The organism is Ureibacillus thermosphaericus (assembly GCF_002370195.2).
GTDB lineage: Bacteria > Bacillota > Bacilli > Bacillales_A > Planococcaceae > Ureibacillus > Ureibacillus thermosphaericus.
Genome location: NZ_AP018335.1, coordinates 2,941,070 through 2,965,188 on the forward strand (window position 1 = coordinate 2,941,070; position 24,119 = coordinate 2,965,188).

The following is a 24,119-nucleotide window of genomic DNA, read 5'->3' on the forward strand; positions in this document are numbered from 1 at the left end:
CTTTGTTCATTCATAGTTTATTCAATTCCTCATTTGAAGATGTTTTTTTCAAGAAAATGAATGGCTATTCATTTCTAGTTTAAAAAAAATACATGAAGCAACTATTCTTGTATTTAGTGTAGATGATTTTACAGAATTTCGCAATCCTTTTATTAAAATTTTCGAAAAATTAATTGATATTTTAATAGTTTGTTATTTACACTCCAAACATATTTCTTTCCGACATTCGCTAAAATGTGTAAACTACTAGGTAAGGAGGCGAAAAAATTGAAAGAAATTACGTCAATTGAACAATTTAATGAAATTATTAGCAAGGACGAGCCAGTGATAGTTAAATTTTATGCAGGTTGGTGCCCTGATTGTGTACGCATGAACATGTTTATTGATCCGATTATTGAAAAGTACAATCAGTATGAATGGTTCGAAATCAATCGCGATGATTTCCCAGAACTGGCTGAAAAATATCAAGTATTGGGAATTCCAAGTTTATTAATTTATAAAAACGGTGAAAAATTAGCTCACCTTCATAGTGCCAACGCCAAAACACCGGAAGATGTAACGCAATTTTTGGATGCGCAAACGGTGTAACTTTGAAAAATTTAGGACATAACTTCTATCAAAAAAGTTATGTCCTTTCAATTTCTATAAAAATATGTTTTCTTTTTCATTTTTCGCAGGATAAAATAAGCTAACCATTAACGATAAACCGGCTACTATTTCAATCAATCCTGAAGAGTAAACTTTAGCAAACCACATACCTACAGGGATGTTAATGATTGACACCGAAGTTAAAGGAAGATAAAGCGATAACACAAAACTAGGAATAAATACGCAAATGAATAATGGAAAGTTGAACTGAATCTTCCATCTATTAATACAAATAAGCGATAAATAAATCCCCCAAATAAAATGAATGATAAAATGACTCCAATTTAATGGAGTTACGTTATAAAGAACTTTATTTGATAAATGTTGTTCAATATTATAACTAATAATTGTTAAAATAATTAACCCAACAAACCAAATTATTTTCCATACATATGGCCAAATTTTCTTCACAAATGTCCCCCTTGCCTACAAATTGAAAGAATTTTCAATCATTATATGTCACAACAAATTTCCCCTATGTCTAAATACATGAAGAGCGACATAGCTCCAATTCTTTAATAAGTCGGTCAAATATCTCTTTTACTGTACCTGACTGAATCTCTTTAAAACGTGTACTTGCCCAAAGTGACATGGCTTGAGGGTTTTGATCTTTCAATGCTTTTGCACGAATCGGCTGCGTTAATGTATTGACAGCGGGATAAATGGCTGGTGCAATGCTTTCATACTTTACCATAAATTCATTTTTCAATCCCCGCGCAAGTCGACCTGAGAATGTACGTGTAAGAGCTGTTTCTGTAAACTCTCCTGATTGAAGAGCCTGTTTATAAACTGGATTAGCTCCACTTTCTTCTGTACAAAGGAAAGCTGTACCTAGTTGCACCGCATCTGCTCCAGCATTTAATGCGAGGTGAATGTCCTTTCCATTAATAATTCCTCCAGCTGCAATTATTGGAACTGGCATTTCTTTTCGAACCGTAGATATGAATTCCATCAGTGGTACATAAGATTCTTCATCCACATTTTGAAAAGTTGCTCGATGCCCTCCAGCTTCTATCCCCTGTAAACAAATTGCATCTGCTCCTTGTTGTACAGCAATTTTTGCTTCCTCTAAATTGGTCACCGTAACGATTACATAGCTGCCATTCTCTTTAATTTGTTCAATGATTTCATTGGTTGGACAACCAAATGTAAACGAAACATAAGGGACTTTATACGTCTTGACTAACTCCAATTTTTCCGTCCAATAATCGTCATCGGGTTTTGGAATTGTTAATGGAATTTGGAAATCTTCTTCAAGGCGCTCCTTATACAAATACAATGACTCATCAAGGGAGTCGTTTTGAGGAACAAAAATATTCACCCCAAAAGGCAAAGCGGCTTCTTTGCATTTGATGATTTCCTGCTCGATTGCTTCTGGAGTTTTATAACCCGCTGCTAGAAACCCAAGTCCACCATTTTGTGAAACTGCAAGAGCTAAATCGACCGTTGCAATCCCCCCTGCCATCGGCGCTTGAATTATTGGATATTTTAAGTTGCTGAACATGTAATATCTACTCCTTTCAATCAATATATAGTCTTTTAGACATTCACAAAAATTTATAGGAGTTACTTCAAACTTCAACCTTTTAAACGACCGAACAGCTCTTTAAAATGAAAATGCTTCAAGTGGTTGTATTTTAGGAAATCGCGATATTGTTTCTGCACATCCATTGTCGAGCCGCTTCTTTGATAACAATAAAACTTAACGATTTGTCTTTTCTTCTTTATCAACTATCTTTACATCTTACAAATATTTTGTCAATTTATGGGTATACAAATATTCTCATCATTCATTTGTGCAAATTGAAAAAGGACATCTGAAAATGACTTTTCAGACGCCCTTCTGATCTCGTTCAAAGAATAAAATGAGAGAAGGCAATAACATTCCTCGCACTAAAAATGTATCAATAATGATGCCGACAGCGACAATGAAGCCAAAAACAAATAAATCGATTACTGGCATTGTCGTTAAAGCTGCGAAGGTTGCTGCTAATATCACACCTGCTGATGATATCACTCCACCTGTGTTTCGAACAGCAATTTCTAAAGCATTCTTTACACTTTTATATTTCCGCTCTTCGATGAAACGGCTGACCATGATGATATTATAATCAATTCCCAATGCAACTAAGAAGATAAACGCATATACCGGTGCACGAGTTGACACTGCATCATATCCAAAGAATAAATCTAACAAAAATAATCCTAAACCTAACGCAGAAGCATAGGAAATTAAAATCGTTGCCAACATATAAATCGGCATTTTAATAGAACGTGTAAGAATGAGCAATAGTACTAGAATAAGGAATGTTTCTAAAATAAAAATAATCTTAATATCACGATTATTGACTTCTTCTTCATCAACTAATTTTGCCGTTGTACCAGCAAACTCTAATTCCACTTTTTTGTCATTGGATAAACGATATGTTGCATTGGCTTCACGGAACTCTTGAATAAAATCAATGGCTTCAACACTATACGGATCTTCATTTAACGAGATGGTTATTTTCCCGTGTTTCCCATCATCGGTAATTCCTGAAGCTCTAGCAGAACCAATCTGTTCAACTTCAGAAAAATCTTGGGCAATTTCCTGTATTTTTTCAAATGTTAAGTCTTCACCGGTAACAAGTACAGTTGTTTGAGCTAAATCCCCTTTATTAAACTTCTCTTCCACGATTTCAAAACCAACACGAGAAGGTAAATCTTCAGGAAAATTTTTTACCATATGAATCAATTTCATAAATCATAGTATTTCTGAAGTATAGAGTACCCCTATACTAAAAACTTTGTTTTTTTTTAATTATGCAACTTGGTTTTGTTGCTGTAATAAAGCATTAATTCGATCAACTGCTAGTTTGCAGGTATTATAAATTAACGTCACCAGATTGAAATGCATTTTTGCTTTCTTTCCTGTACGATGACGGACATTGTTTAATTGAAAGTATTCCTTTAAATAAGCGTTAACGCGTTCGACTGCTGTACGTTCTTGATAAAGCAGTTTCCATCGTTCTGTCCCACGTGCTGGATAGGTAAATTTACGGATATCTATATCACATTTGATTTTGAAAACTTTTTGGCAAAGGGTGTCTTCTCGTAATGGGCAAGTTGCACATTCCTTTGGACGTGTGAATTTTAATGTATTGTACTTAGCGTCAAAGCTGTCATATTGGTAACTATGTTCACGCACACAGGTTGGACGAAAATGTTCATCGAATCCTATATATTCTCCTTCTCGGCGAACGTTGTAAGGAATCACGACTCGCATGGACTGTGATACGGCTTGACGGTAAATAGGTTCAACATCATAACCAGCATCAAATATAGCTATTGTAAATTGACCGTTTCCTAAGTGATGAAGTTTTTTCAATAATGGAATCGCAGCTTTACAATCACTTAAATTACCTGAGGACATCAAACGAGTGATGATATATTGACTTTTCGTCGAAACAGCTAAATGTGCTTTATAACCAAACCAGAATGTATTTTTTCCTTTACTATTCTTTTTCACACCCCATTTTGGCTCAATCGGTACATCCTTCCAAAGGGTTTCTAATGGGATATCCAGCTGTTCTTTCAGTTCTTTTTCATAGGTTGATTGATTTCCTTTTTTCTCTACTTGTTCGGCTAACCAAACAGCTCGTTCAGCTTTCGTTTTACGACCACGTTTTTTAGGAGTTTTAGGTGCTTTCTTTTCTGATGGTGTGAACGCATCACGAGCTTCAAAGTGACTCGCATCGATGGCGACATGTTCATCATTTAGAAAGCCTTCCAACATCGCTGTTTTGATGAGTGTATCGTTCATTTTATCTAGCACATCTGATTCACTAATGACTTGAATCATGCGTGAATAAGAGCTTTCAGATGGTACGACATCAGACACAAGGAATCCACAGTCGAAACGAAATAAAGGATCATGGACCAAACGTTTGACTAAATCCTTGATAGTTGGAATACGTTCGACAATACGTATAATCAGCGATTGAATCATTGCACCATAATTCAATTCACGTGGTGCACCTTTCAATGTCTTTTTAGAAAACAATTGAAATATAGGCTGAATGTCGATAGCACTAAAAATGGCATCATAACGATGGGAACTTTCCATTTCTAATAATTGATGGATGTCAAAAAGAGAAATTTGTTTTACAATAGTCATAGGGTACTCACCTCTTTCGTATGGTTTGTTTGGTTACCTACCATTATAACGAAATTTGGGGAGGTACCCATTTTTTATTGTCTTGAATCCCTTGAAAATCAAGGGGTGAGAATTATGAAATTAACTCATATTAAATTCATATTTAATATTCATAATGTTAGCTGCTGTAATTAACAAAAACAGCATGACTGCTACCCCAACTAGTGCTGGTTTTGATGTGACAAACTTTGCAATAGGACCCCAAATGCTATGTTTTACTTCACTTTCCTCACCATACTTTGGAATTTTCGGCCAAAATGCTTTTCGACCAAATAAAGCAAATAATGCTGGGACAAAAGTAATAGCAGCAATCATAATAATAATCATGGCAGTTGCAAAAATTGGAGCAAAGTTTTGATATTCTCGGAAGTCTGCAAAAATTAAAATAACCATTGCAGCGAGCACCGTACCTGCTGCAAATAGCACCGGTTTTGCTGTTGACTGCATTGCAATTTTCATTGCTTCAAATTGATTTTCATGCTTATTCAATTCTTCTCGATAGCGGGAAAATACAAATAATGAATAATCAATAAGTGCTGCAAACAGCAAAATACTCATGATGGAAGTTGTCGAGTTATTAATTTCTAGCCCTGCAGCACCTAGCAATGCAACGGTTTGATTGACAATTTGATACACGACTACCGTTGCCAAAAGCGGTATAAGAGCAAGTAGAGGAGAACGATAAATGACAATTAATAAAACTAAAATAATGATGATTGTTGCAAATAAAAGTTTGAAGTCTGCAGATTCGAACAGTTTAACTGTGTCACCCGAAATACCTGCAGGTCCTGTAATATAAAAATCTACCCCTAAATCCTCTGCAATTTTCGTACCTACCTCAGTTGTTTTATCATTAATTTCAGCATAATCGGAACTTCCTAAGCCATTCTTTAAATTCATTGGAACAATCATTGTCGTTTTATCTTCAGATATGAATGCCGATAATGCTTGAGGAGGTAATTTCGAAACGTCTACAATTGTTTCTATTCCTTCAATATCGGCCTTTTTAATACCATCAATAATTTCTCCAACTTCTTCAACGGTTATCTCTCCATCTGATTTATGAAATACATATATACCTGGTGTTCCTTGATCATTAGGAAAAAACTCATCTAACTTATTTTGGGCAATAATGGATTCTGCATTATTTGGTAATGCTTGAAAGTTGGTTGTTTTATAGTCGCTTAATTTAGGTCCTGCACTAATAACAATCATGATTAATAACCAAATGGCAATAGTAATCCAAGCCCCTTTTTTTGTAGCGACTTTATCCGTTAGTGTCTGTATAAATTTCATATTGTCTTCCTATTTTTTCGCCAAATAAATCTGGATTTTCAAATCTATTATTTGGGCCTTAAAGTAAAATTATACCTATTGAGAATCTAAAAGAAATTAACAGGAGGACAATAATAATTTTAATCGTAAACATTCCCATTCATCGCGATGAACTAATCCAGAGAACTGATAATACTAACTTTTTGTCAAGTCTCTCAACTGTTTAATTAATACATTTATTTCGTTTATTGATGAATGTATAGAAGCGATTAAATCATGTGTATTTTCTAATGTAGAGATTATTTCTTCCGTTGACGCAGCATTTTCTTCAGATATAGCAGATACGTTTTCAATTTGATTTCGAATTGTAAAGAAATTATGATTTGCCAATTCGATTTCTGACATTTCCATTGATAGTCCATTATGAATTTCTGTAAATGTACTTTTTATTTCTTCAAAGAAATGAGAAATTTCCTTAAGCAATAATCTACCTTCCGTAATCGCACTTTCTCCTTGAGCTGATTTTTCTTGAGCTATTTTGGATTTGTTGAATAATTCATCCGTCACCAATTTAATATTCTCTGTCATTTGGGCACTTTGTTCAGCTAGTTTTCTTACTTCTTCCGCTACTACTGCGAATCCCTTTCCATGCTCACCAGCACGAGCCGATTCAATGGCAGCATTCAGTGCAAGCAAGTTCGTTTGATCTGCAATTTCTTTTATACTTTCGAGTAATGTATTTACCCTTTCTAAACTAGTTTGCAAATCAGAAACCGTTATAACTGTATTGCTAATCGTTGTACCAACTGAATCCATATAATCAGTTACTTGATTGATTTTATTCCAACCTTCTTGTACTTTTCTATTCATATTTTCCGATTTTTTTACAATATCTTCAGCAACGATAACGATTTGTCCCATTTTTTCTGATGATTGAACCATTGAATCATTGATGATATTTACACTATTCGCCTCTTCTTGTATACTAGTACCCATTTGTTCTGCTGATTGTACAATGTCTTTACTTGAACTAAAGATCGTATTTAATTCTGTATTAAATTTTGTAATATGGTTATCAAGCAAATCAGATACAGATTCGATGGATGCAAAAGTGGATGTTAACTTATTCATTCCCTCTTTCGCTTCAAGTTCTTTTTGAAATGCATCAACAATCAGTTGTCTTCCCCATTTCATCAGCAAATATAAAAGAACCATAAATGCATTTATGATAAAGAAGACAGTCAAGAACCCAGAAAAATTGTTATTCAGTCCTAATAAGTTTTCTGGCAAAAGGAAAAATAATACGAGATATACTACATCTAGCAAAAGACCTAACGCTAAAATCAGTTCTTTCTTAAAATAGAGTGTAACCATCGCAATTGTAAGAATAATAATATAGTGTTTAATAATAGAAAATCCATCCAAAATTAAGAGTGCTAATACCACTATACTTGGAATTAATGATATGGTTAAGCCTTTTACATATGTATTGATTGGTAAAAAGAAAGTGATTATCGACATCACAAGAACAATCAAGCCCGCTACAATAATAATTGCTCCCTCTTCAAATCCCCTAGATGAAACAATCGGTACACAAATAAGAAATACTAAAATAATAGTTAGTAGAAGATTGACTTTATGAACTCTGTGAGTGTTGTATTGATCTTGATACATTCAATTCTTCCCCTTTCTTTTTGTGGCAAGGACTATTTGATTATTCACGCAAATAAAAACATCAAAAAATCACTATAACTGATGATTTGATGCAAGATTCGAACTATTTAAGTTGAGTATATTTCCTAGGAAATACAACTCTGCTTTATTATTCGATATACTTACCAAAAATTCCTTCATTTTTCTAATTTTTCTTATTAATTCTGAAAATTATATCAATAAAACTTGCAGTAAGACTTAGTGCAATCATCATTTTATGTTCATTACTACCCTAGTCTTTCAAAAAAATTTATATTACTTATAATATTGAACAAGGTGATGCTATGAAAAAGTTCATACCTTTAGAAGGAATGTCTCAATTCAGCCCTGAAGTTTATCCAGCCTACCAAAACTCTGCCTGTGGACCTACTACAATATTCGTTATGTTGAAATTTATGTTTGGAAAACATGTTGCACAGAATGTAAATATCCTTTATCGAATGCTAGGTACAACGAAAATCGGTTTATTTCGCTGGAGGCTTATTAAAAATTTACAAAACTATTTAGGAACGGACTGGGTTGTAAAAAACTGTTCATTAAAGGAAGCGATGAAACAAATCGATGAGGGCAGGCCAGTAGCAATAAAATTTGATAAATACTTTACTCTACAATGGAAATCAAAACCTACTTTTACCTATCATTGGGTTCCTTTCATTGGCTATGAAATTGAGCAAAATGAGTTATTATTAATTGTGCATGATAATGGGGGAATAAATCGTGATAGTCAAATACGAAAAGTTCCCTATTCTCAAAACTATAAAGTGATTAGCTTCGTAAAAATTGAGCCAAGAAAGAAAAAATAAAGGGACTCAAACATTCAAACAAGTTTGTGTCCCTTCTCAATACTTTATATACATGTATATAGTGAATAGGCATGTTTTGCAATGGATGTAAAGCCCTTGTTTGCTAGTTGATTGAAAGTGTTAGCGGAATATTCAGGTACAGAGAGATCTTCTAAACGTTCTTTGATTGGTATGTTTTTTTCTATGGATGCTAATCGATAAGAAAGCTTTAACATTTCCAGATTATCTGCAATTTTATTTCGTTGACCTGGTTTTAATTCATCTAAATTTTGTAATACTCCTTCAACAGAACCGTATTTTTGAATCAATTGCAGCGCTGTTTTCGGTCCAATGCCTTTGACCCCTGGATAGCCGTCGCTCGAATCTCCCATGAATGCTTTCACATCTACAAATTGATGAGGTTCAATCGCATATTCCTCTTTAAATCGTTCCATTGTATAGACATCATACTCAGAATATCCTTTTTTTGTAAAAGCGATGTTCGTCGAAGGATTCAATAATTGCAATAAATCTTTATCGCCACTAATTATTGTAATTTGGGCTTCTTCCTTCCATTTTTCAACGATGGAACCAATGCAATCATCCGCTTCCATTCCTGCTTCTCCAATGTTTTTCCAGCCAATCCACTCAGAAACTTCCTTTGCCATGTCAAATTGTGGAATCATTTCTTCCGGTGGCTCGCTTCGATTCGTTTTGTATCCTTCAAATAGTTCATTGCGAAATGTGTTAGCTCCCATATCCCAACAAATTGCAATATGGCTGGGCTTAATAATTGATTGGGCTGTTAAAACATGTCGTGCAAAACCTTGCACCCCATTTGATGGTCTGCCATCCGGTAAATATTGAAAATGTCCCATTACACTCGTGGCATAAAAAGAACGGAATAATAGAGCCATTCCGTCAATGACTAAAAGATGTGGTTGATTATTCATTCAAAAATCCTCACTTTCTACTTCATTCATTATAACATGTTGAGACAGCCCATTTGCGACGGAAAAATTCTCCTTCCCTATTACAATTCTAAGTGACGCTACTGCTGACAAACAAAAGAAGAGGATAATACGTTCATAAAATAGAACATATTATCCTCCTATCAGTTTAGACTATTTCATTGCATATGGGAAAAGTGCTTTCATTAATCTCTCCGTTTCATATCGCGAATTGCTTGAATCGATAATCGTACAAGTAAAATGGAACATAAAAATAATCCGAGATATGCTGCTGTATTTAAATAAATCGCATAGGCAGTTTCAATAAATTGGGAAATGGCTAGAAGTGCTGTTGAAATAATTCCAAATGTAATGCCCACCATCAATAAGACAAATTTTGAAAACAATTGCGTCACAAATTTGGAGTTGGTTTTATCCGAAAAGATGTCGTGATGCAAGATCACTTTTCCATCTTCAACTTTTCGAATTAATTGGTCAATCCGCCTTGGAATTTTTCGCAAATTCGGTATTAGTATTGCCAATTCTTCTTGCATTTTCTCCATCGTTTCAATTGGCTCTGTAATCGGTTTTCTTAACGAAGATTTCATATAATCATTTGTAAATTTCTTCGCTTCTTCAAAAATATTAAAAGTAGGATCGATCATATTGATTGTGCCGTCTAATGTAATGATTACCCTGAGAGCCAAGCTGACGGATGAATAAAACTGTAACCCCGATTCTCTAATGACTGTAAAAATGGAATAAATCGTTTCATCTGTTGGAACTTTATTAACATATGTTATTTTTAATAAAATTTGGCCAATCGCTTGTTCCAATTCTTGACGGTTAATTTCATTTTTATTTTTGATTAGCAAGGAAATTGCATCGTATAATAACGACGAATCTCCCTGCTGAATACCCATGAAAAATAGTTTTAATCCTTCTTGTTGTTGCCCTGATAATCGACAAACTGCTCCAAAGTCAAGAATCGCTACTTCCCCTGTTTCTGGATTAACAGAAATATTTCCTGGATGCGGGTCAGCATGAAAAATTCCTGATATTAACGCTTGTTCTAAATAAGAATAAACAATCGTTCGCGCAAGCTCTTTTCGATCAAAGGAAAGATCCTCTATTTTATCTAAATCCGAAATGCTTACACCTTTTACATATTCCATTACTAAAATATTTTCATTACTTAATTCTTCATAAACTTGTGGAATTTTGACATTCAGTTTACTCCGTTTTAATATATTTCGAATTTGGATCATATTGCGGGCTTCTATTTCGAAATCCGTTTCCTCTTTCATTGAATTGGCAAATCCTTCTGCTAACGATTTGAACCCAAAACTTTCAGCCCACTGGGATTTCGTCGTAATCCAATCTGCAAATTCCAATAATATACTTAAATCTTCCCTCATAATTGTTTTTACTTGCGGTCTTAAAATTTTTACAACCACTTCTTCATGAGAATTTTTTAAAACCGCTCGATGAACTTGTCCAATGGAAGCTGCTGCTAATGGTTTCTCGTCAAAAAAAGAAAAGACCTCATCGATTTCGCATGAAAAATTTTCTTTTAATATCCTTTTTACTTCATCAAAGGTCATTGGCGATACTTTTTGCTGCAATTTTTTTAGTTCTTCAATGAAGATTGGGGAAAACAATTCTTTTCTAGTTGATAACACTTGTCCAAACTTTATAAAAATGCCACCGCTCTCTTCAAGAGTAGAACGCAATGCAATTGCTAACTGTCTATCTGTATCGCGACTTCGCGCATATTTTACCGTTCTTGTAATGCCGTTCGTTACAGCTACTTTTAATACCGTTCGTAGACGCTTTTGATAACGCCAATAATTCAATGCTTTCCTAAAAATCGTCTTCTTTTCCGAATAACGCCCAGTATTTTCATCTAATGCAATCGGATCAAATAGCTCAAAGAATAAATAAATCAGCATGGAAATAAGCAACATGCTTCCGATCCATAATAACGTTGCAACACTTACAACGCCATCTTCAGTATGATATTGTGCATTTTCCCGAACAAACGTATACCAAAACACAAAAGTAGTGAATGAGACGCTGATGATGACGGACAATACTCTTCTAAATAAGTTCACATTGGAACCAATAAGCCTTCCGCTAATAAAAAATATAATGATTGACACAATTAATATTTGCAAAAGTGCGCTAATTGTACTCATTCACTTCACCACTTCCAATCGAATATCCATTAAAATTAGTATGGCTAAAGTTTCATTCTTGTCATTCCTAAGCGTTGTTATTAAATTGATTTCTTCTATTTTCCAAACGAAATTCATACAAAAAAGGATTCACTTGGAGGTGAATCCTATCTATAATGTAAAATAATTCGTAATACTCTCCCTTTCATTTACAGAATATATTTCAATATCTGTTGATTTTTTGTGGAAACGAACCCCATGGATATTTCCACCCTCATAAATATTTCCCCCTCCATCAATACCGATTTTTTTACGGCAAGGTGAAATCCATACTTTGCTCGAACCATCTTCATTTAATAATAATGTTGGTGTATGGCCAAATACGACATATTCTTTTGCTTTATGGGGGACTTTCGTAAATTCTTCACGTATCCACAGAAATTCATCCGTACTTGTTTCTAAAAAATCTTCTACTTTTGCATTGATCCCTGCGTGAACAAAAACAAACGGATTCCAATAATAATACAAACGAAGATTTTTTATAAATTCAATTTCATCTTCAAAATGCGTTTTGATAAATTCGACTATTTGTTCAACATTCATTTCATCTACAGTTTGTTCGTGTTCGCTGGAATATTCGGAATAAAAACTTTGGATGGTGCTTGCACCTCCAACTTTCGGATGGAAATAAAATTCTGCCATTTCTTTCGGCTTTTTTAACCAGTTCAAGAAGATTTGTTCATGGTTTCCACTTAACGTAATCACCTTATAATCTTTTGATAGCTCCATCACTTTGCGCAATACTTTTAAGCTATCCTTTCCCCTGTCCATATAGTCACCTAAAAAAATAAGCATCTCTTCATCGGGTTTCCAGTACTGCAATACTTTCTCTAATAAATGAAAACTTCCATGTATATCTCCAATGGCAAATACTTTATCCATTTATACACCTCTTTATTCAACACTCAAAAGAGAAAGTTGAATGTTTTCTAAAATTTTCAATCCGTTCAATTTTTATTCAATTATACTACAGAATTATATGAATATTCCGCGAAATTCTATACAATTTAAGAATTTCATATTGACTAATAGTTTATTATTTTAATTATTCTATAAATGTTTACTCATACGAATCGAATCACGTATAGTTTATACGACATTATTTCATAATGAAAATTAATCTATTTCTTTGGTAAAGGAGATTCTTATGAGGAAGTTGTTTCTAATTTTCTTATTCTTGCCTATCTTCATATTGTATGCTTGTGGTGTACCCTCAGAAGCAAACTTAGGTACGCCAGAAAACGATAGAAAAAAATCTAATCACGAATTTAGAGAAATCAACCAATTAGTCGTTGATAATGAAAATGTAAAAATCACCATATTAAACATGAAGAAAAACAAAGAACAATCGAAACAAACTGTCACGATTACGTTTGACATTTTAAATAAACGAAAAGATACAATGAAAATACAAGCACAAAGACTATCAGTAGATGATCGGATGGTAGATGAAGCGATTTATCAATTGGAACAGGAAATCTCACCACAAAAAGCAGCCACTGCAAAACTAGTCATCCAACAATTAGAAGACATCGAATTTCCCGAATTTAAAAATGATTTAGAAATGGAATTATATATTTTGTCTTTAGATGATCCAAATTATGTTGAAAATCACCACGTGAAAATCATTTATGAATAGATGAAAGTGACTGATTTTTTTTAATACAAGATAGTCTAGAGTTATCAGTGTATAATAGTGATGGTAATCAAAGTATTTCATTCTACCAATAGGATTTAAAGGAGTTCGACTGATGAATATATTATTAACAACTTTGAACGCCAAATACATTCATACGAACTTGGCCATTCGTTATTTAAAAGCATTCGCACGTCCGGAGTTTGACCCAACGATTGTAGAATTTACGATAAAAGAACCGACATTAAATATTGTGACTGATCTTCATCAAAGAAAACCCGATTTAGTCGGTTTTAGTTGCTATATTTGGAATATCGAAGAAACGATTAAGGTTATTCAAATGCTGCGAGTTGTTAGCCCACATACAAAAATTGTATTAGGCGGGCCGGAAGTCTCTTATGATGTGCATTATTGGTTGCGACGATTGGAAGGGCTTGTTGATTTCATCATTATGGGGGAAGGTGAATATTCTTTTAAACAATTGCTACGATATGTTCATGGAGAAATCCCACTAGAAGAAGTTCCAGGCATTGCTTACTTACAAGATGGAAAAATGAATATTCATCCACAGCCAAAGAAAATTGACTTACGGGAACTTCCAAGCCCATTCCGTTTTGAAGAAGATCGAGCTTCTATTTCAAAACGCATTCAATATATTGAAACAAGCCGCGGTTGCCCATTTAGCTGTCAATTTTGCTTATCTTCTATTGAAGTAGGCGTTCGCTATTTTAATAGGGAAAAAATAAAAGACGATATTCGTTATTTAATGGCCAATGGTGCAAAAACAATTAAATTCGTTGACCGAACTTTTAACATTAGTCGCAGTTATGCAATGGACATGTTCCAATTTTTAATTGATGAGCATGTACCTGGCGTGGTGTTCCAATTTGAAATTACTGCTGATATTATGCGACCTGAAGTCATTCAATTTTTAAATGACAATGCACCAGCAGGTTTATTCCGTTTTGAAATTGGCGTCCAATCTACGAATGATTTAACAAATGAATTGGTGAAACGTAGACAAAACTTTGAAAAATTAAAAAGAACGGTCACAATGGTGAAAGAAGGCGGGAAGATCGATCAGCATTTAGATTTAATTGCTGGACTTCCTGAAGAAGATTATGAGAGTTTCCGCAAAACATTTAATGATGTATTTGCGATGCGTCCAGAGGAATTGCAGCTCGGCTTCTTAAAACTATTGCGCGGTACAGGTTTACGAATTGAAGCCGAAAAGTTTGGATATACATATGTTGATATCGCACCTTATGAAATTTTATCAAACAACGTATTAAGCTTTGATGAAATTATTCGCATCAAACAAGCGGAAGATGTGCTCGAAAAATATTGGAATGCTCATCGAATGGACGATACAATTGAATACCTAGTGTCAGAAGTATTTGAAACCCCATTCGATTTCTTCCAAAACTTTGGTACTTTCTGGGAAGAAAAAGGATGGTCGAGAATAGGTCATCAATTGGAGGACTTATTTACGAGATTGGATGAATTTTTACGCACGTTACCAAACGTGAATTTAGGTATCGTTCATAGTTTAATGAAGCTCGATTTCTTATCGAAGCAACAATTCCACCCTCGAAAGCTTTGGTGGGAAGAACGAATTCCAAAAGAAGAATTGAAAGCAATAAATAAGAAATTAATTGAATCTCCTAATATTGTTGGAGAAGAATTTGCCCAATTGCAGATTAATGAAAAGGAACTTGTGAAGCATTCACTTATCGTTCCATTTAGTATAGATTATGATGAATATAAAAAAGGAAAAATTGTTGAAAGTGATACGTATTTGTTTGTCTTCTTCAGACAAGGAACTACTCCATACTTTGCAACGTTTCCAAAAAACCTCATAAAATAAAAAATAGTAGTACAAACCGAATGTTTGTTATGCTCCCTATTAGGTAGACAGTAAAAAAAATAAAACTGTTTATCTAATAGGGAGTTTATCAATGATGGTTTATGCTACTTTTTTATTAAAACATGGATTTTCTCATTGCTCGTGTGGATTGCACTCTTACTCGTGAAGATACGGTGCTTCTTGTGCAAATAACTACCTTGCTTGTGCATAAAACTCTCCTACTCGTGCAGATAATACATCAGCTCGTGCAAATACCACCCTTGCTTGTGCATATACCACCTTAGCTCGTTCAGATAGCAACCCTACTTATTTGGGTAATCTCCCACTAGTATTGAAAATCCTTCCTTCTATCTATTCATTAACTTTTACTGAAACAATGCTAATCCAATAAACCAAAGTACAGGAACAAAAAGTGCTGGCAACATATTTAACGATTTGCTGTCTTTAATACCTAAAATCGATAATCCAGAGCTTAATATTAAAATGCCTCCTACGATGGAAACCTCCGTCATTAGTTCAGCTGTTAAAAATGGTTCAATATATTTTGCACATAAATAAATCAAACCTTGCCAAATAAACAATACAACTGCAGCAAAAGCGATACCGATTCCATAAGTGGCAGCTAAAGCCATAGATGTCACTAAATCCAGCGTAGCATTTGTAAATAAGTATGTATGATTATTATTTAAAGCACTTTCCACCGGACCTAATATCGACAAAGTACCGATACAAAATAGCAATATGGCTGTAGACAAGCCCTTACTTAAATCTGTTTTAGAAAACCGATCAACAACATTCTTAAATTTCCCATCAAAATCAATAATGGTCCCAATTAAACCACCAACAGATAAACTAACAATAAATAAGACCGGATATTTGCTATTCGGCATATTTTGAACAATCGCATTGATTCCTAAAGCAGTAGCGGCAAACCCCATGGCTGTAAATAATGCAGATTGATATTCTTCTTTAATTCCCTTTTTTAATGCGCTTCCTACAAAACTCCCTACCAGAATACAAATTGTATTTACGATTGTGCCAATCATCACTTAACACTCCCATCAAAAGTAACAAAACTATCCTTTAATAATATTTGAATTTTGTAATATTAAAGAATTTTAACACAACTTATATTAGGAAGCATATTTTACTTTTATACTAATAGAATTTTAAAAAGTTTTAACACATATTTCTATTATCAATGTACAAAAAATAACCCCCGTAAAAGTTTCGTAATGTGTTTAACTTTTACGGGGCTATCATTTTATATTTTTTCTAATATGTATTAATACTTATAAAGCATTGCAATAAATTCGTGCCCACCACCAATTGTCCAGAACAATACGATATCTCCTCGCTTAATTCGATTGGATTGAATTCCTTCATAAAGAGAGACGAATGGTGAGCTTGTTCCAGTATAACCATACTGGTCTCCTATATAGATAATTTTCTCATCAGGTATATTAAATCTTTCTTGAAGATTTTTGATATTTGATAGGGCAAATTGTGAAAAGCAAAATGCATCCACATCTTCAATTTGTAAATTATTTCGATGCAAAAGTTTTTCTATTTTTTCATACGCATACAGCAATGAAACAGCACCATCGAATGGAAGCCAACGAATATAACCAGGAAACTCTTTATTCAATACATATTTAGAAAAACCTTGATCTGGATATAAAATATTTTCTTTAAAAGAAGAATCCGTTTCGTAAATTGCATCGATAAACCCTGTATCTTCTTCCGTTTTTTCAAGAAATACAGCCGCTGCAGCATCTCCAAAGCTAGCATATGTAATTTCTTCATCCGGATTTGCAACAATAGACAAATAGTCAGAACCTACTACTAATGCATTGGTGATGTGGGGATTGCTTAACAAGTATCGGGAAGCTTGTTCAACCGCAATCGTCATTCCTGCACAGTTAGCATTACTGTCGTAAACAATACAATCTTTTTTCCCTTGAATTGCCTCATGAACAAAAATTGCATTTGTAGGGAATGTCAACTCAGGTACTTGGGAAGAAAAGATAATCATATCGACATCTTTTCCTTCTACTCCTGCTTTCTCTAAAACTCGCTTAGAAGCGTCGATTGCCATCGTTATACTATTTTCTTCCGAATTATTTATTTGATAATAATTCTTTCTTCCTAAAGTTTCTAATAAATTAGAAATATCTTTCCCTTTATTTTCTTTAAAGTAATCAATATACTTCTGACTATTTACAACATGATTTGGATGATAGACTTCCACTTCTTTTATTTGAACATGCGTCATGCTTACTAAAAGCCTCCTATACAACTTTGAAACGAGAAGAACAATTATACTTCAACTACTTCAAATGGCTCTAAACCTACAGTTTTTGCAATTCTATTCAATTGCATTTTAATAATTGCACTTTGTTTAATTTCCACAACTACTTTTTTAAACCCTGTAGTTTTATAAAGTTCGAAACATCCTTGTAAATGTGGAATCATATCTTGCGTTATAACATTTAAATCACGACAATCAAAGCGTAATTCATATTGACTAGCTGGAATCGGATCAAGGTTCTTATGGTATTCATTTAAAAATTGTTGCACTTTTTCTGGAGAAAATGAGCCTCCTACAACCATATTCACTACTTTTTGCACTGAATTTACTTGAATAGAGTAAAATCCTTCTCTCATACTATTCCATCCTTCCAATAATAAATTTGTAATAATAAATCAGAAAAATAAAACTATATACCTAATAATTCAATAACACTATAAGTATAATAGTTTTATTTTTTAAAGTATAACAATTTATACCAATAGTAATATATCAAGTTCATCAAAAAATATCAATTACCTATTGCGGAATTTTTTAAAAAGTTAGAAATAACTATCTATTTTTTTTGAAACATAATAAAAAAGGGATATTAAACTAAACCCTAATCTAGTTTAATATCCCTAATTACAAATTTATCTCATATAAACTTTTACAATAACCGTTGCATCATCAATGCTTAATTTTAAATTGAAAGAGTCTCCTCGGGATAGCCCTTTTTCTCCTAAACCAATCATTAAGTTTATTGTTCCATTGTAGGAGATTTCATATTGATCATTTGTAGTATTAATGTTTGTAATAATTGGACGAATTTCCCGTGAGGATCCGTCTGCAAAGGTAACTAGCCCTGTATTCGGATTAAAGTTTGCTTCTTTACCGTATTGATCCTCTATTTCAAAATAACCCTCTTCATAGATTTCTTTGAATAAATCCATTGCTGTTAATACTAAACCATATTCTGAAACTTCTATATCAATCTCTTTTAATTCTTTCTGACTTAAAGAATTTTTATTGATTAAAACGAATTTACCATTTACCTTTACCTTTTCACTTGAAAGTGTAAGAGTATGCTTGATTTGTTCGCCTGTTTGGTTAATGGTGATGAAAATATCAGCTTTATAAGTTTGATTTTCCTCATCTAAAATACCATCTGCTTCAATGGCATCAACATTCGCAGTCACTTTATTACCTTCTACATTTAAATATTTGCTATTCGTTGTAATGGTGTAAGCACTGCTTGGTAATTCGACTTTATCATGATTCACAAAGCCATAAACCTTAATATTTGCAGCATATTTATCTACTATTTGACCATCTGGAGTAACTCCAAGAACGAATTTTTCACTTTCTACTACAAACCTTGTTTCTTCTTTTGGTTCTTCAGTTTTCTGAATACTAATTCGTTTGTCAAATGCAGGTAAAATTTTGCCTGATTTTGAAGGTACCCCTTTTATTTCGAAGCGATAGTTTCCTTCATTTTTTGAATTAAGGGTAATTGTGTATGAATCCCCCTCTTTATTTAATTCACCTTTTGCAAATACTTCATTCTCTAATCCTACTAATTTGAAATATGTTGCTATTTCCTTCGAACTTGTTGTTGTTGGCAAATTAACTGCTTCATTAAATTGAACTACGATTTCGTTCCCTACTACTTCAACCGTTTTCACTTGGAAGAGTTTTTCCGTTAGCGTAGTGTTTATCAGTCTTTGCAAAAATGAAGCAAATTGCCCTCTCTTTAAAGTAGCTTTTGGTTTGAATTCTTTTACATTCGTTATGTTAAAGTAGTCTAATACTTGAATTGATGAACGGGCATTTTCTTTCGCTTCTTGTATATCCGTCACTTCAATTTCAAAAGATTGAGCATCAACATAATGATGAACGTCAACTTGATAAATTTTTGATAATGTATTTGCTAAAATCACCGCCATATCTTCACGGGTCATTGCTTGTGTTGGATTTAATCGATTCCCTTCAAAAATCCCTGCATCTTTTACTAGTGCTGCATACTGAAGCAACTCATCATCCGTATTTTTAGAAAGGTCTAAAAAGCGCATATTCGTTTTATAATCGCTAGGAATTTCATAGCCTTGTTTCTTTACAAATCTACCAATCAATTTTACTACATCGGAACACGTTAAATCTTGATAAGCTCTAAATGTTCCATCTGGATATCCTTTAATAATTCCTGCATCCACTAATTGAACAATTGCCTGTTCATGAGTGTCACCTTTTATATCTGAAAATTGTGCCGCACTTGTAGCAACGGGAACTGCTGTTGCAGCAATCGTGACAGCAGTCGCTGCGGTAAATAAATTCAACCATTTTTTCTTTTTCATAGAAAAATCCTCCAATTTGCATTAATCAAATGAACGTCATTCGCTTCAATATGATAATTATACCTTTTCTACAAAATAGATGATAGTTTCAGCAATTAATTCCATTCTATCTTTTGTTTGGAAAATAATACAAATTCTAACCCCCTATTTATTAGTCCGTATAAACAAAAGAAATGTTCCATATTGTTTCAAAATAGTATTCTCTCTTACACCCATTACTTTCTGTTTATGGAAGCCTCCCAATAACCTATTCGAATATAAAATTCAAAAATTGGTATTTACGTGGAAAATAAATTGTGTTAACTTATGAATTAATATAGTTAACAAAATAAACAACATAAGAAGGTGATGTTTTGAACCATTTTTGGGTCGTTGGAACAGACACAGATGTAGGAAAAACCTTTATTGTCACATTATTAATGCGCTATTTGCAAAAAAAAGGATTCAAAGTGGTTCCTTATAAGCCGGTACAAACAGGCATCATGAAAAAGAACAATAAAACCTACTATCATGATACGTCTAGTTACCTAAATTATAGTTTGCAACCATTATCGCCTAATTCCATTAATTCATATTCTTTCCCCGCTCCTGCTTCTCCTCATTATGCAGCAGAACTTGAGGGAGAGTGGATTAGCGGAGCAAAAATACTCAATAAAATTGAACAATTACAGGATGAATATGATGTTGTGATTTGTGAAGGGGCTGGAGGACTTTATGTACCTCTGCAATCTCATACTTCTTTAACTTTACTAGATATCATTCAACGCTCGAAACTACCTGTTGTATTAGTTACTCATCCGAAACTTGGCACAATCAATCACACATTGTTGTCAATTGGCGCATTAAATGCAAGAGGAATTGAATTGCTCGGAATCGTCATCAACCAATACGAACATAGTGAAATCGAAAAAAATAATATTCAAACTTTACAACGTTTTATTCCCCATCAACAATTTGTCGTTGTGGAAGGAAATCGAACGATTGAAAGCTTTGATGAAGAAACCATTTTCGAAAGGCTGATGAATCGTGAATTACTCCGAACTACAAGATCTTGACTTTAAATATATTTGGCACCCATGTTCCCAAATGAAAGACTATGAAACATTTCCACCAATCGTTATAGAGAGAGGTGAAGGCATTTGGCTATATGACAAGCAAGGAAATCGCTATTTAGATGCTGTTTCATCTTGGTGGGTCAACTTATTTGGCCATGCCAATCCGCGCATTAGCAAGGCAATTGCCGACCAAGCAAAAAAATTAGAGCATGTAATTTTTGCGAACTTTACCCATGAACCAGCTATACATGTGGCAACAAAACTGGTTGAAAAAACTCCGCATGGATTAGAAAAAGTATTTTTTGCAGATAACGGTTCAGCTGCCATTGAAATAGCGTTAAAGATGAGCTTTCAATATCGTGCTCAAACTGGACAACCAAAAAAACAACGCTTCTTAACTTTTACAAATGCTTATCACGGAGAAACGCTCGGAGCTTTGTCAGTCGGGGCGGTAGATTTATATAACAAAGTTTTTCAACCTCTTTTATTAAATGTTGTTCAAGCAGAAGGACCAAATTGTTATCGCTGTCCATTTGCTGAACATCCAGGTACTTGCGATGCTCCTTGTGCAATGTTTGTAGAAGAGCAATTTAAGATGCATGCTGATACTCTTTCTGCTGCCATTATTGAACCGTTAATTCAAATTGCAGGCGGCATGAATATGTATCCTCCCGTTTTCTTAAAAAAATTACGGACATTGTGCGATCAATACGACGTGCATCTTATTGCGGATGAAATTGCGGTTGGTTTTGGAAGAACTGGAACGTTATTTGCATGTGAACAAGCAGATATAACACCGGATTTTCTCTGCTTATCGAAAGGCATTACCGGAGGATACTTGCCGCTTTCAGCAGTGCTAACAACAAACAAAATTTACTATGCGTTTTATGACGATTACGGAACTATGAAAGCTTTCTTGCATTCCCACAGCTACTCAGGCAATCCACTTGCATTGCGAGCGGCCCAAGAAGTGCTTGCCATATTTGAAGAAGAGCAAGTATTAGAAAAAATTGCAAAGAAAGCAAAACTTTTAAATAAATTAGCACACGAAGCCTTCGATTCACTACCATATGTCGGTGAATATCGACAAACAGGATTTGTTGGCGCAATTGAATTAGTTGCAGACAAAAAAACAAAAACCCCTCTCCCAAGTGAAGAGCGAATTGGCTATCGAATTTATAAAAGAGCATTAAATAGAGGAATTTTGCTAAGACCCCTTGGCAATATTTTATATTTCATGCCACCATATATCATTTCTGAAGAGGAAATAGAATGGATGGTTAATACTGCCAAAGAAGAAATTATCGAATTTTTCAAAAAGAAAAAGGTGGGAATTATATGAGAAATTCACAGATTTTTTCACTTACATTAGTAGCGATATTCGCTGCATTGACCGCGATAGGAGCATTTATCAAAATTCCATTGCCAATCGTTCCATTTACAATGCAAATTGTCATTGTTTTTTTAGCTGGCTCTATTTTAGGCAGTAAAAGAGGTTTACAAAGTCAATTAGTATATATCTTTGTTGGTTTAGCAGGGCTACCTGTCTTTACTCAAGGTGGAGGACTGACATATGTATTGCAACCTACTTTCGGTTATTTAGTAGGCTTTGCTGCTGGTGCTTTTATTATAGGATACATTATTGAACGTGGAGGAGAAGAACCTTCCCGCTTACGATTTGTTGTTGCAAATTTAGTCGGCACTTTCGTTATTTATGCAATTGGTGCGCCATACGTATACTTTGCACTAAATTTCTTGCTGGACATGCCAACAAGTGCATCAACCGTATTTATGACTGCTTTTTTAAGCACTGTTGGTGTTGACATTGTATTAGCAATTGTTACTGGACTGTTTGCAAGAAGAATTTACTTCTTATTAAATAAAAAAATGTTCAATGTATTGGAGGTACCTAAATGAAATGGCAAACTTTAGCACAAGAAGTTATTAACGGAAAAGAACTTTCTAATGAAGAAGCAATGGAGATTTTGAACGCTGACGATGATGAACTACTGCCATTATTACATGGAGCTTTTACGATTCGTAAACACTACTTCGGCAAAAAAGTAAAATTGAACATGATTATGAATGCTAAAAGCGGGTACTGCCCTGAAGATTGCGGCTATTGTGCTCAATCTTCAAAATCCACAGCCCCTATCGAAAAATATCCTTTTATTACAAAAGAACAAATTTTAGAAGGCGCGAGAATTGCTTTTGAAAATAAAATTGGTACTTATTGCATTGTTGCAAGCGGCCGCGGTCCAACTCGAAAAGATGTGAACGTGGTTAGTGAAGCCGTAAAAGAAATCAAAGAAAAGTACGGATTAAAAGTATGTGCTTGTTTAGGGATATTGAAAGAGGAACAAGCAGAACAGTTAAAAGAAGCAGGGGTTGATCGATACAACCATAACATTAATACTTCAGAAAGACATCACGAATTCATTACAACAACTCATACGTACCAAGACCGGATCAATACGATCGATATCGTGAAAAAACACGGCCTTTCACCTTGCTCTGGCGCCATTATCGGCATGAAAGAAACAAAACAAGATGTAGTTGATATTGCTCGGGCTTTACGAGCACTTGATGCAGATTCAATTCCAGTTAACTTTTTACATGCCATTGAGGGAACAAAACTGGAAGGGACGAATGAGCTAAATCCACGCTATTGCTTAAAAGTGCTTGCATTATTCCGCTACTTGAACCCAACAAAAGAAATCCGTATCTCTGGAGGGCGTGAAGTAAATCTCCGCTCCCTGCAACCGCTTGGACTTTACGCAGCAAACAGTATTTTCGTCGGCGATTACTTAACAACGGAAGGACAAGAAAAAAATCAAGATTATAAGATGCTTGAGGACTTAGGATTTGAAATTGAACTCACTGAAAAACAACAGGAATTATTAAATGTTTAATGGAATATACCTTCTATGATTGAATAAGAGCGAATAGTTGTTTCGCTCTTTTTTCTTTGGAGGCATGGCTATTATTTTATGTAGCTTGTTTATTATCTCCCGTCACTCTGGGCTGTTTTTATCGGTTGGCTATTATGTTTGCTCCTTTGACTATTATCCTCTCGTGAATGACTATTATCTTCGGAAGTTTGGCTATTATCTCCCA

The 24,119-nt window shown here is 34.1% G+C and carries 20 protein-coding genes and 1 pseudogene; 8 read left to right on the forward strand and 13 right to left on the reverse strand.

All coding sequences use genetic code 11. The annotated features are described in order from the left end of the window. Positions 1–267: 267 nt before the first annotated feature. Positions 268–588, forward strand: coding sequence for a thioredoxin family protein (locus tag UtA1_RS14270; RefSeq protein ID WP_016838653.1), 321 nt, complete (start codon positions 268–270; stop codon positions 586–588). A gap of 54 nt (positions 589–642) precedes the next feature. On the opposite strand, the gene UtA1_RS14275 is transcribed toward UtA1_RS14270, so the two are convergent. The 6 genes and pseudogenes from UtA1_RS14275 to UtA1_RS14300 form a co-directional block, all read right to left on the reverse strand. After that, the gene (locus tag UtA1_RS14275) at positions 643–1,059 is read right to left on the reverse strand and encodes a hypothetical protein (RefSeq protein ID WP_016838652.1); all 417 of its coding nucleotides are present in this window, start codon (positions 1,057–1,059) and stop codon (positions 643–645) included. 70 nt (positions 1,060–1,129) lie between these two features. After that, the gene (locus UtA1_RS14280) at positions 1,130–2,152 is read right to left on the reverse strand and encodes an NAD(P)H-dependent flavin oxidoreductase (RefSeq protein ID WP_096551700.1); all 1,023 of its coding nucleotides are present in this window, start codon (positions 2,150–2,152) and stop codon (positions 1,130–1,132) included. 327 nt (positions 2,153–2,479) lie between these two features. Then, a pseudogene (locus tag UtA1_RS14285) lies at positions 2,480–3,370 on the reverse strand (MMPL family transporter); the annotation flags it as partial. A 78-nt stretch (positions 3,371–3,448) separates the two neighbouring features. After that, positions 3,449–4,804: a transposase gene (locus UtA1_RS14290; RefSeq protein WP_096551704.1), complete on the reverse strand. Its 1,356-nt coding sequence runs from the start codon at positions 4,802–4,804 to the stop codon at positions 3,449–3,451. A gap of 120 nt (positions 4,805–4,924) precedes the next feature. Continuing rightward, positions 4,925–6,139 (reverse strand): MMPL family transporter, encoded by a 1,215-nt coding sequence (locus UtA1_RS14295; RefSeq protein WP_096551706.1) that lies wholly within the window; start codon positions 6,137–6,139, stop codon positions 4,925–4,927. 174 nt (positions 6,140–6,313) lie between these two features. Next, positions 6,314–7,792, reverse strand: coding sequence for a methyl-accepting chemotaxis protein (locus UtA1_RS14300; protein ID WP_016838650.1), 1,479 nt, complete (start codon positions 7,790–7,792; stop codon positions 6,314–6,316). Positions 7,793–8,115: 323 nt separating this feature from the next. On the opposite strand from UtA1_RS14300, the gene UtA1_RS14305 reads away from it, so the two are divergent. After that, positions 8,116–8,634, forward strand: a complete 519-nt coding sequence (locus tag UtA1_RS14305; protein ID WP_096551708.1) for a C39 family peptidase — start codon at positions 8,116–8,118, stop codon at positions 8,632–8,634. A 44-nt stretch (positions 8,635–8,678) separates the two neighbouring features. On the opposite strand, the gene UtA1_RS14310 is transcribed toward UtA1_RS14305, so the two are convergent. From UtA1_RS14310 to UtA1_RS14320, 3 genes are all read right to left on the reverse strand, one after another. Further along, on the reverse strand, positions 8,679–9,566 hold the full coding sequence (locus tag UtA1_RS14310; RefSeq protein WP_096551710.1) for a 5'-3' exonuclease: 888 nt from the start codon (positions 9,564–9,566) through the stop codon (positions 8,679–8,681). A gap of 203 nt (positions 9,567–9,769) precedes the next feature. Next, a complete protein-coding gene (locus tag UtA1_RS14315) occupies positions 9,770–11,761 on the reverse strand; it encodes an ABC1 kinase family protein (RefSeq protein WP_016838647.1) in 1,992 nt (663 codons plus the stop codon). A gap of 150 nt (positions 11,762–11,911) precedes the next feature. Next, positions 11,912–12,682, reverse strand: a complete 771-nt coding sequence (locus tag UtA1_RS14320) for a metallophosphoesterase family protein (RefSeq protein WP_096551711.1) — start codon at positions 12,680–12,682, stop codon at positions 11,912–11,914. 265 nt (positions 12,683–12,947) lie between these two features. Here UtA1_RS14320 and UtA1_RS14325 point away from each other — a divergent pair, with 265 nt between their 5' ends. Both UtA1_RS14325 and UtA1_RS14330 read left to right on the forward strand, forming a co-directional pair. Further along, positions 12,948–13,439 (forward strand): hypothetical protein, encoded by a 492-nt coding sequence (locus UtA1_RS14325; protein WP_016838645.1) that lies wholly within the window; start codon positions 12,948–12,950, stop codon positions 13,437–13,439. 112 nt (positions 13,440–13,551) lie between these two features. Continuing rightward, on the forward strand, positions 13,552–15,303 hold the full coding sequence (locus tag UtA1_RS14330; RefSeq protein WP_016838644.1) for a B12-binding domain-containing radical SAM protein: 1,752 nt from the start codon (positions 13,552–13,554) through the stop codon (positions 15,301–15,303). Positions 15,304–15,668: 365 nt separating this feature from the next. Here the strand turns inward: UtA1_RS14330 and UtA1_RS14335 are convergent, their stop codons facing one another. From UtA1_RS14335 to UtA1_RS14350, 4 genes are all read right to left on the reverse strand, one after another. Then, positions 15,669–16,349, reverse strand: a complete 681-nt coding sequence (locus UtA1_RS14335) for a DUF554 domain-containing protein (RefSeq protein WP_016838643.1) — start codon at positions 16,347–16,349, stop codon at positions 15,669–15,671. 239 nt (positions 16,350–16,588) lie between these two features. Next, positions 16,589–17,578 carry a ketoacyl-ACP synthase III gene (locus tag UtA1_RS14340; RefSeq protein WP_096551713.1) on the reverse strand — a complete coding sequence of 330 codons (990 nt, stop codon included), beginning with the start codon at positions 17,576–17,578 and terminating at the stop codon, positions 16,589–16,591. A 44-nt stretch (positions 17,579–17,622) separates the two neighbouring features. Continuing rightward, positions 17,623–17,970, reverse strand: a complete 348-nt coding sequence (locus tag UtA1_RS14345; protein WP_096551715.1) for a hypothetical protein — start codon at positions 17,968–17,970, stop codon at positions 17,623–17,625. Positions 17,971–18,246: 276 nt separating this feature from the next. Next, positions 18,247–19,947, reverse strand: a complete 1,701-nt coding sequence (locus UtA1_RS14350; RefSeq protein WP_096551717.1) for an S-layer homology domain-containing protein — start codon at positions 19,945–19,947, stop codon at positions 18,247–18,249. A 353-nt stretch (positions 19,948–20,300) separates the two neighbouring features. Here UtA1_RS14350 and bioD point away from each other — a divergent pair, with 353 nt between their 5' ends. The 4 genes from bioD to bioB are packed head-to-tail and all read left to right on the forward strand — an operon-like array spanning position 20,301 to position 23,914. Further along, positions 20,301–21,002, forward strand: a complete 702-nt coding sequence (gene bioD, locus UtA1_RS14355) for a dethiobiotin synthase (RefSeq protein ID WP_096551719.1) — start codon at positions 20,301–20,303, stop codon at positions 21,000–21,002. Beyond that, positions 20,974–22,344 carry an adenosylmethionine--8-amino-7-oxononanoate transaminase gene (gene bioA / locus UtA1_RS14360; protein ID WP_096551721.1) on the forward strand — a complete coding sequence of 457 codons (1,371 nt, stop codon included), beginning with the start codon at positions 20,974–20,976 and terminating at the stop codon, positions 22,342–22,344. The genes bioD and bioA overlap by 29 nt, the downstream gene beginning before the upstream one ends. Next, positions 22,341–22,919, forward strand: a complete 579-nt coding sequence (locus tag UtA1_RS14365) for a biotin transporter BioY (RefSeq protein WP_096551723.1) — start codon at positions 22,341–22,343, stop codon at positions 22,917–22,919. The genes bioA and UtA1_RS14365 overlap by 4 nt, the downstream gene beginning before the upstream one ends. After that, on the forward strand, positions 22,916–23,914 hold the full coding sequence (bioB, locus tag UtA1_RS14370) for a biotin synthase BioB (protein WP_096551725.1): 999 nt from the start codon (positions 22,916–22,918) through the stop codon (positions 23,912–23,914). Before UtA1_RS14365 ends, bioB begins: the two co-directional genes overlap by 4 nt. Positions 23,915–24,119 lie beyond the last annotated feature (205 nt).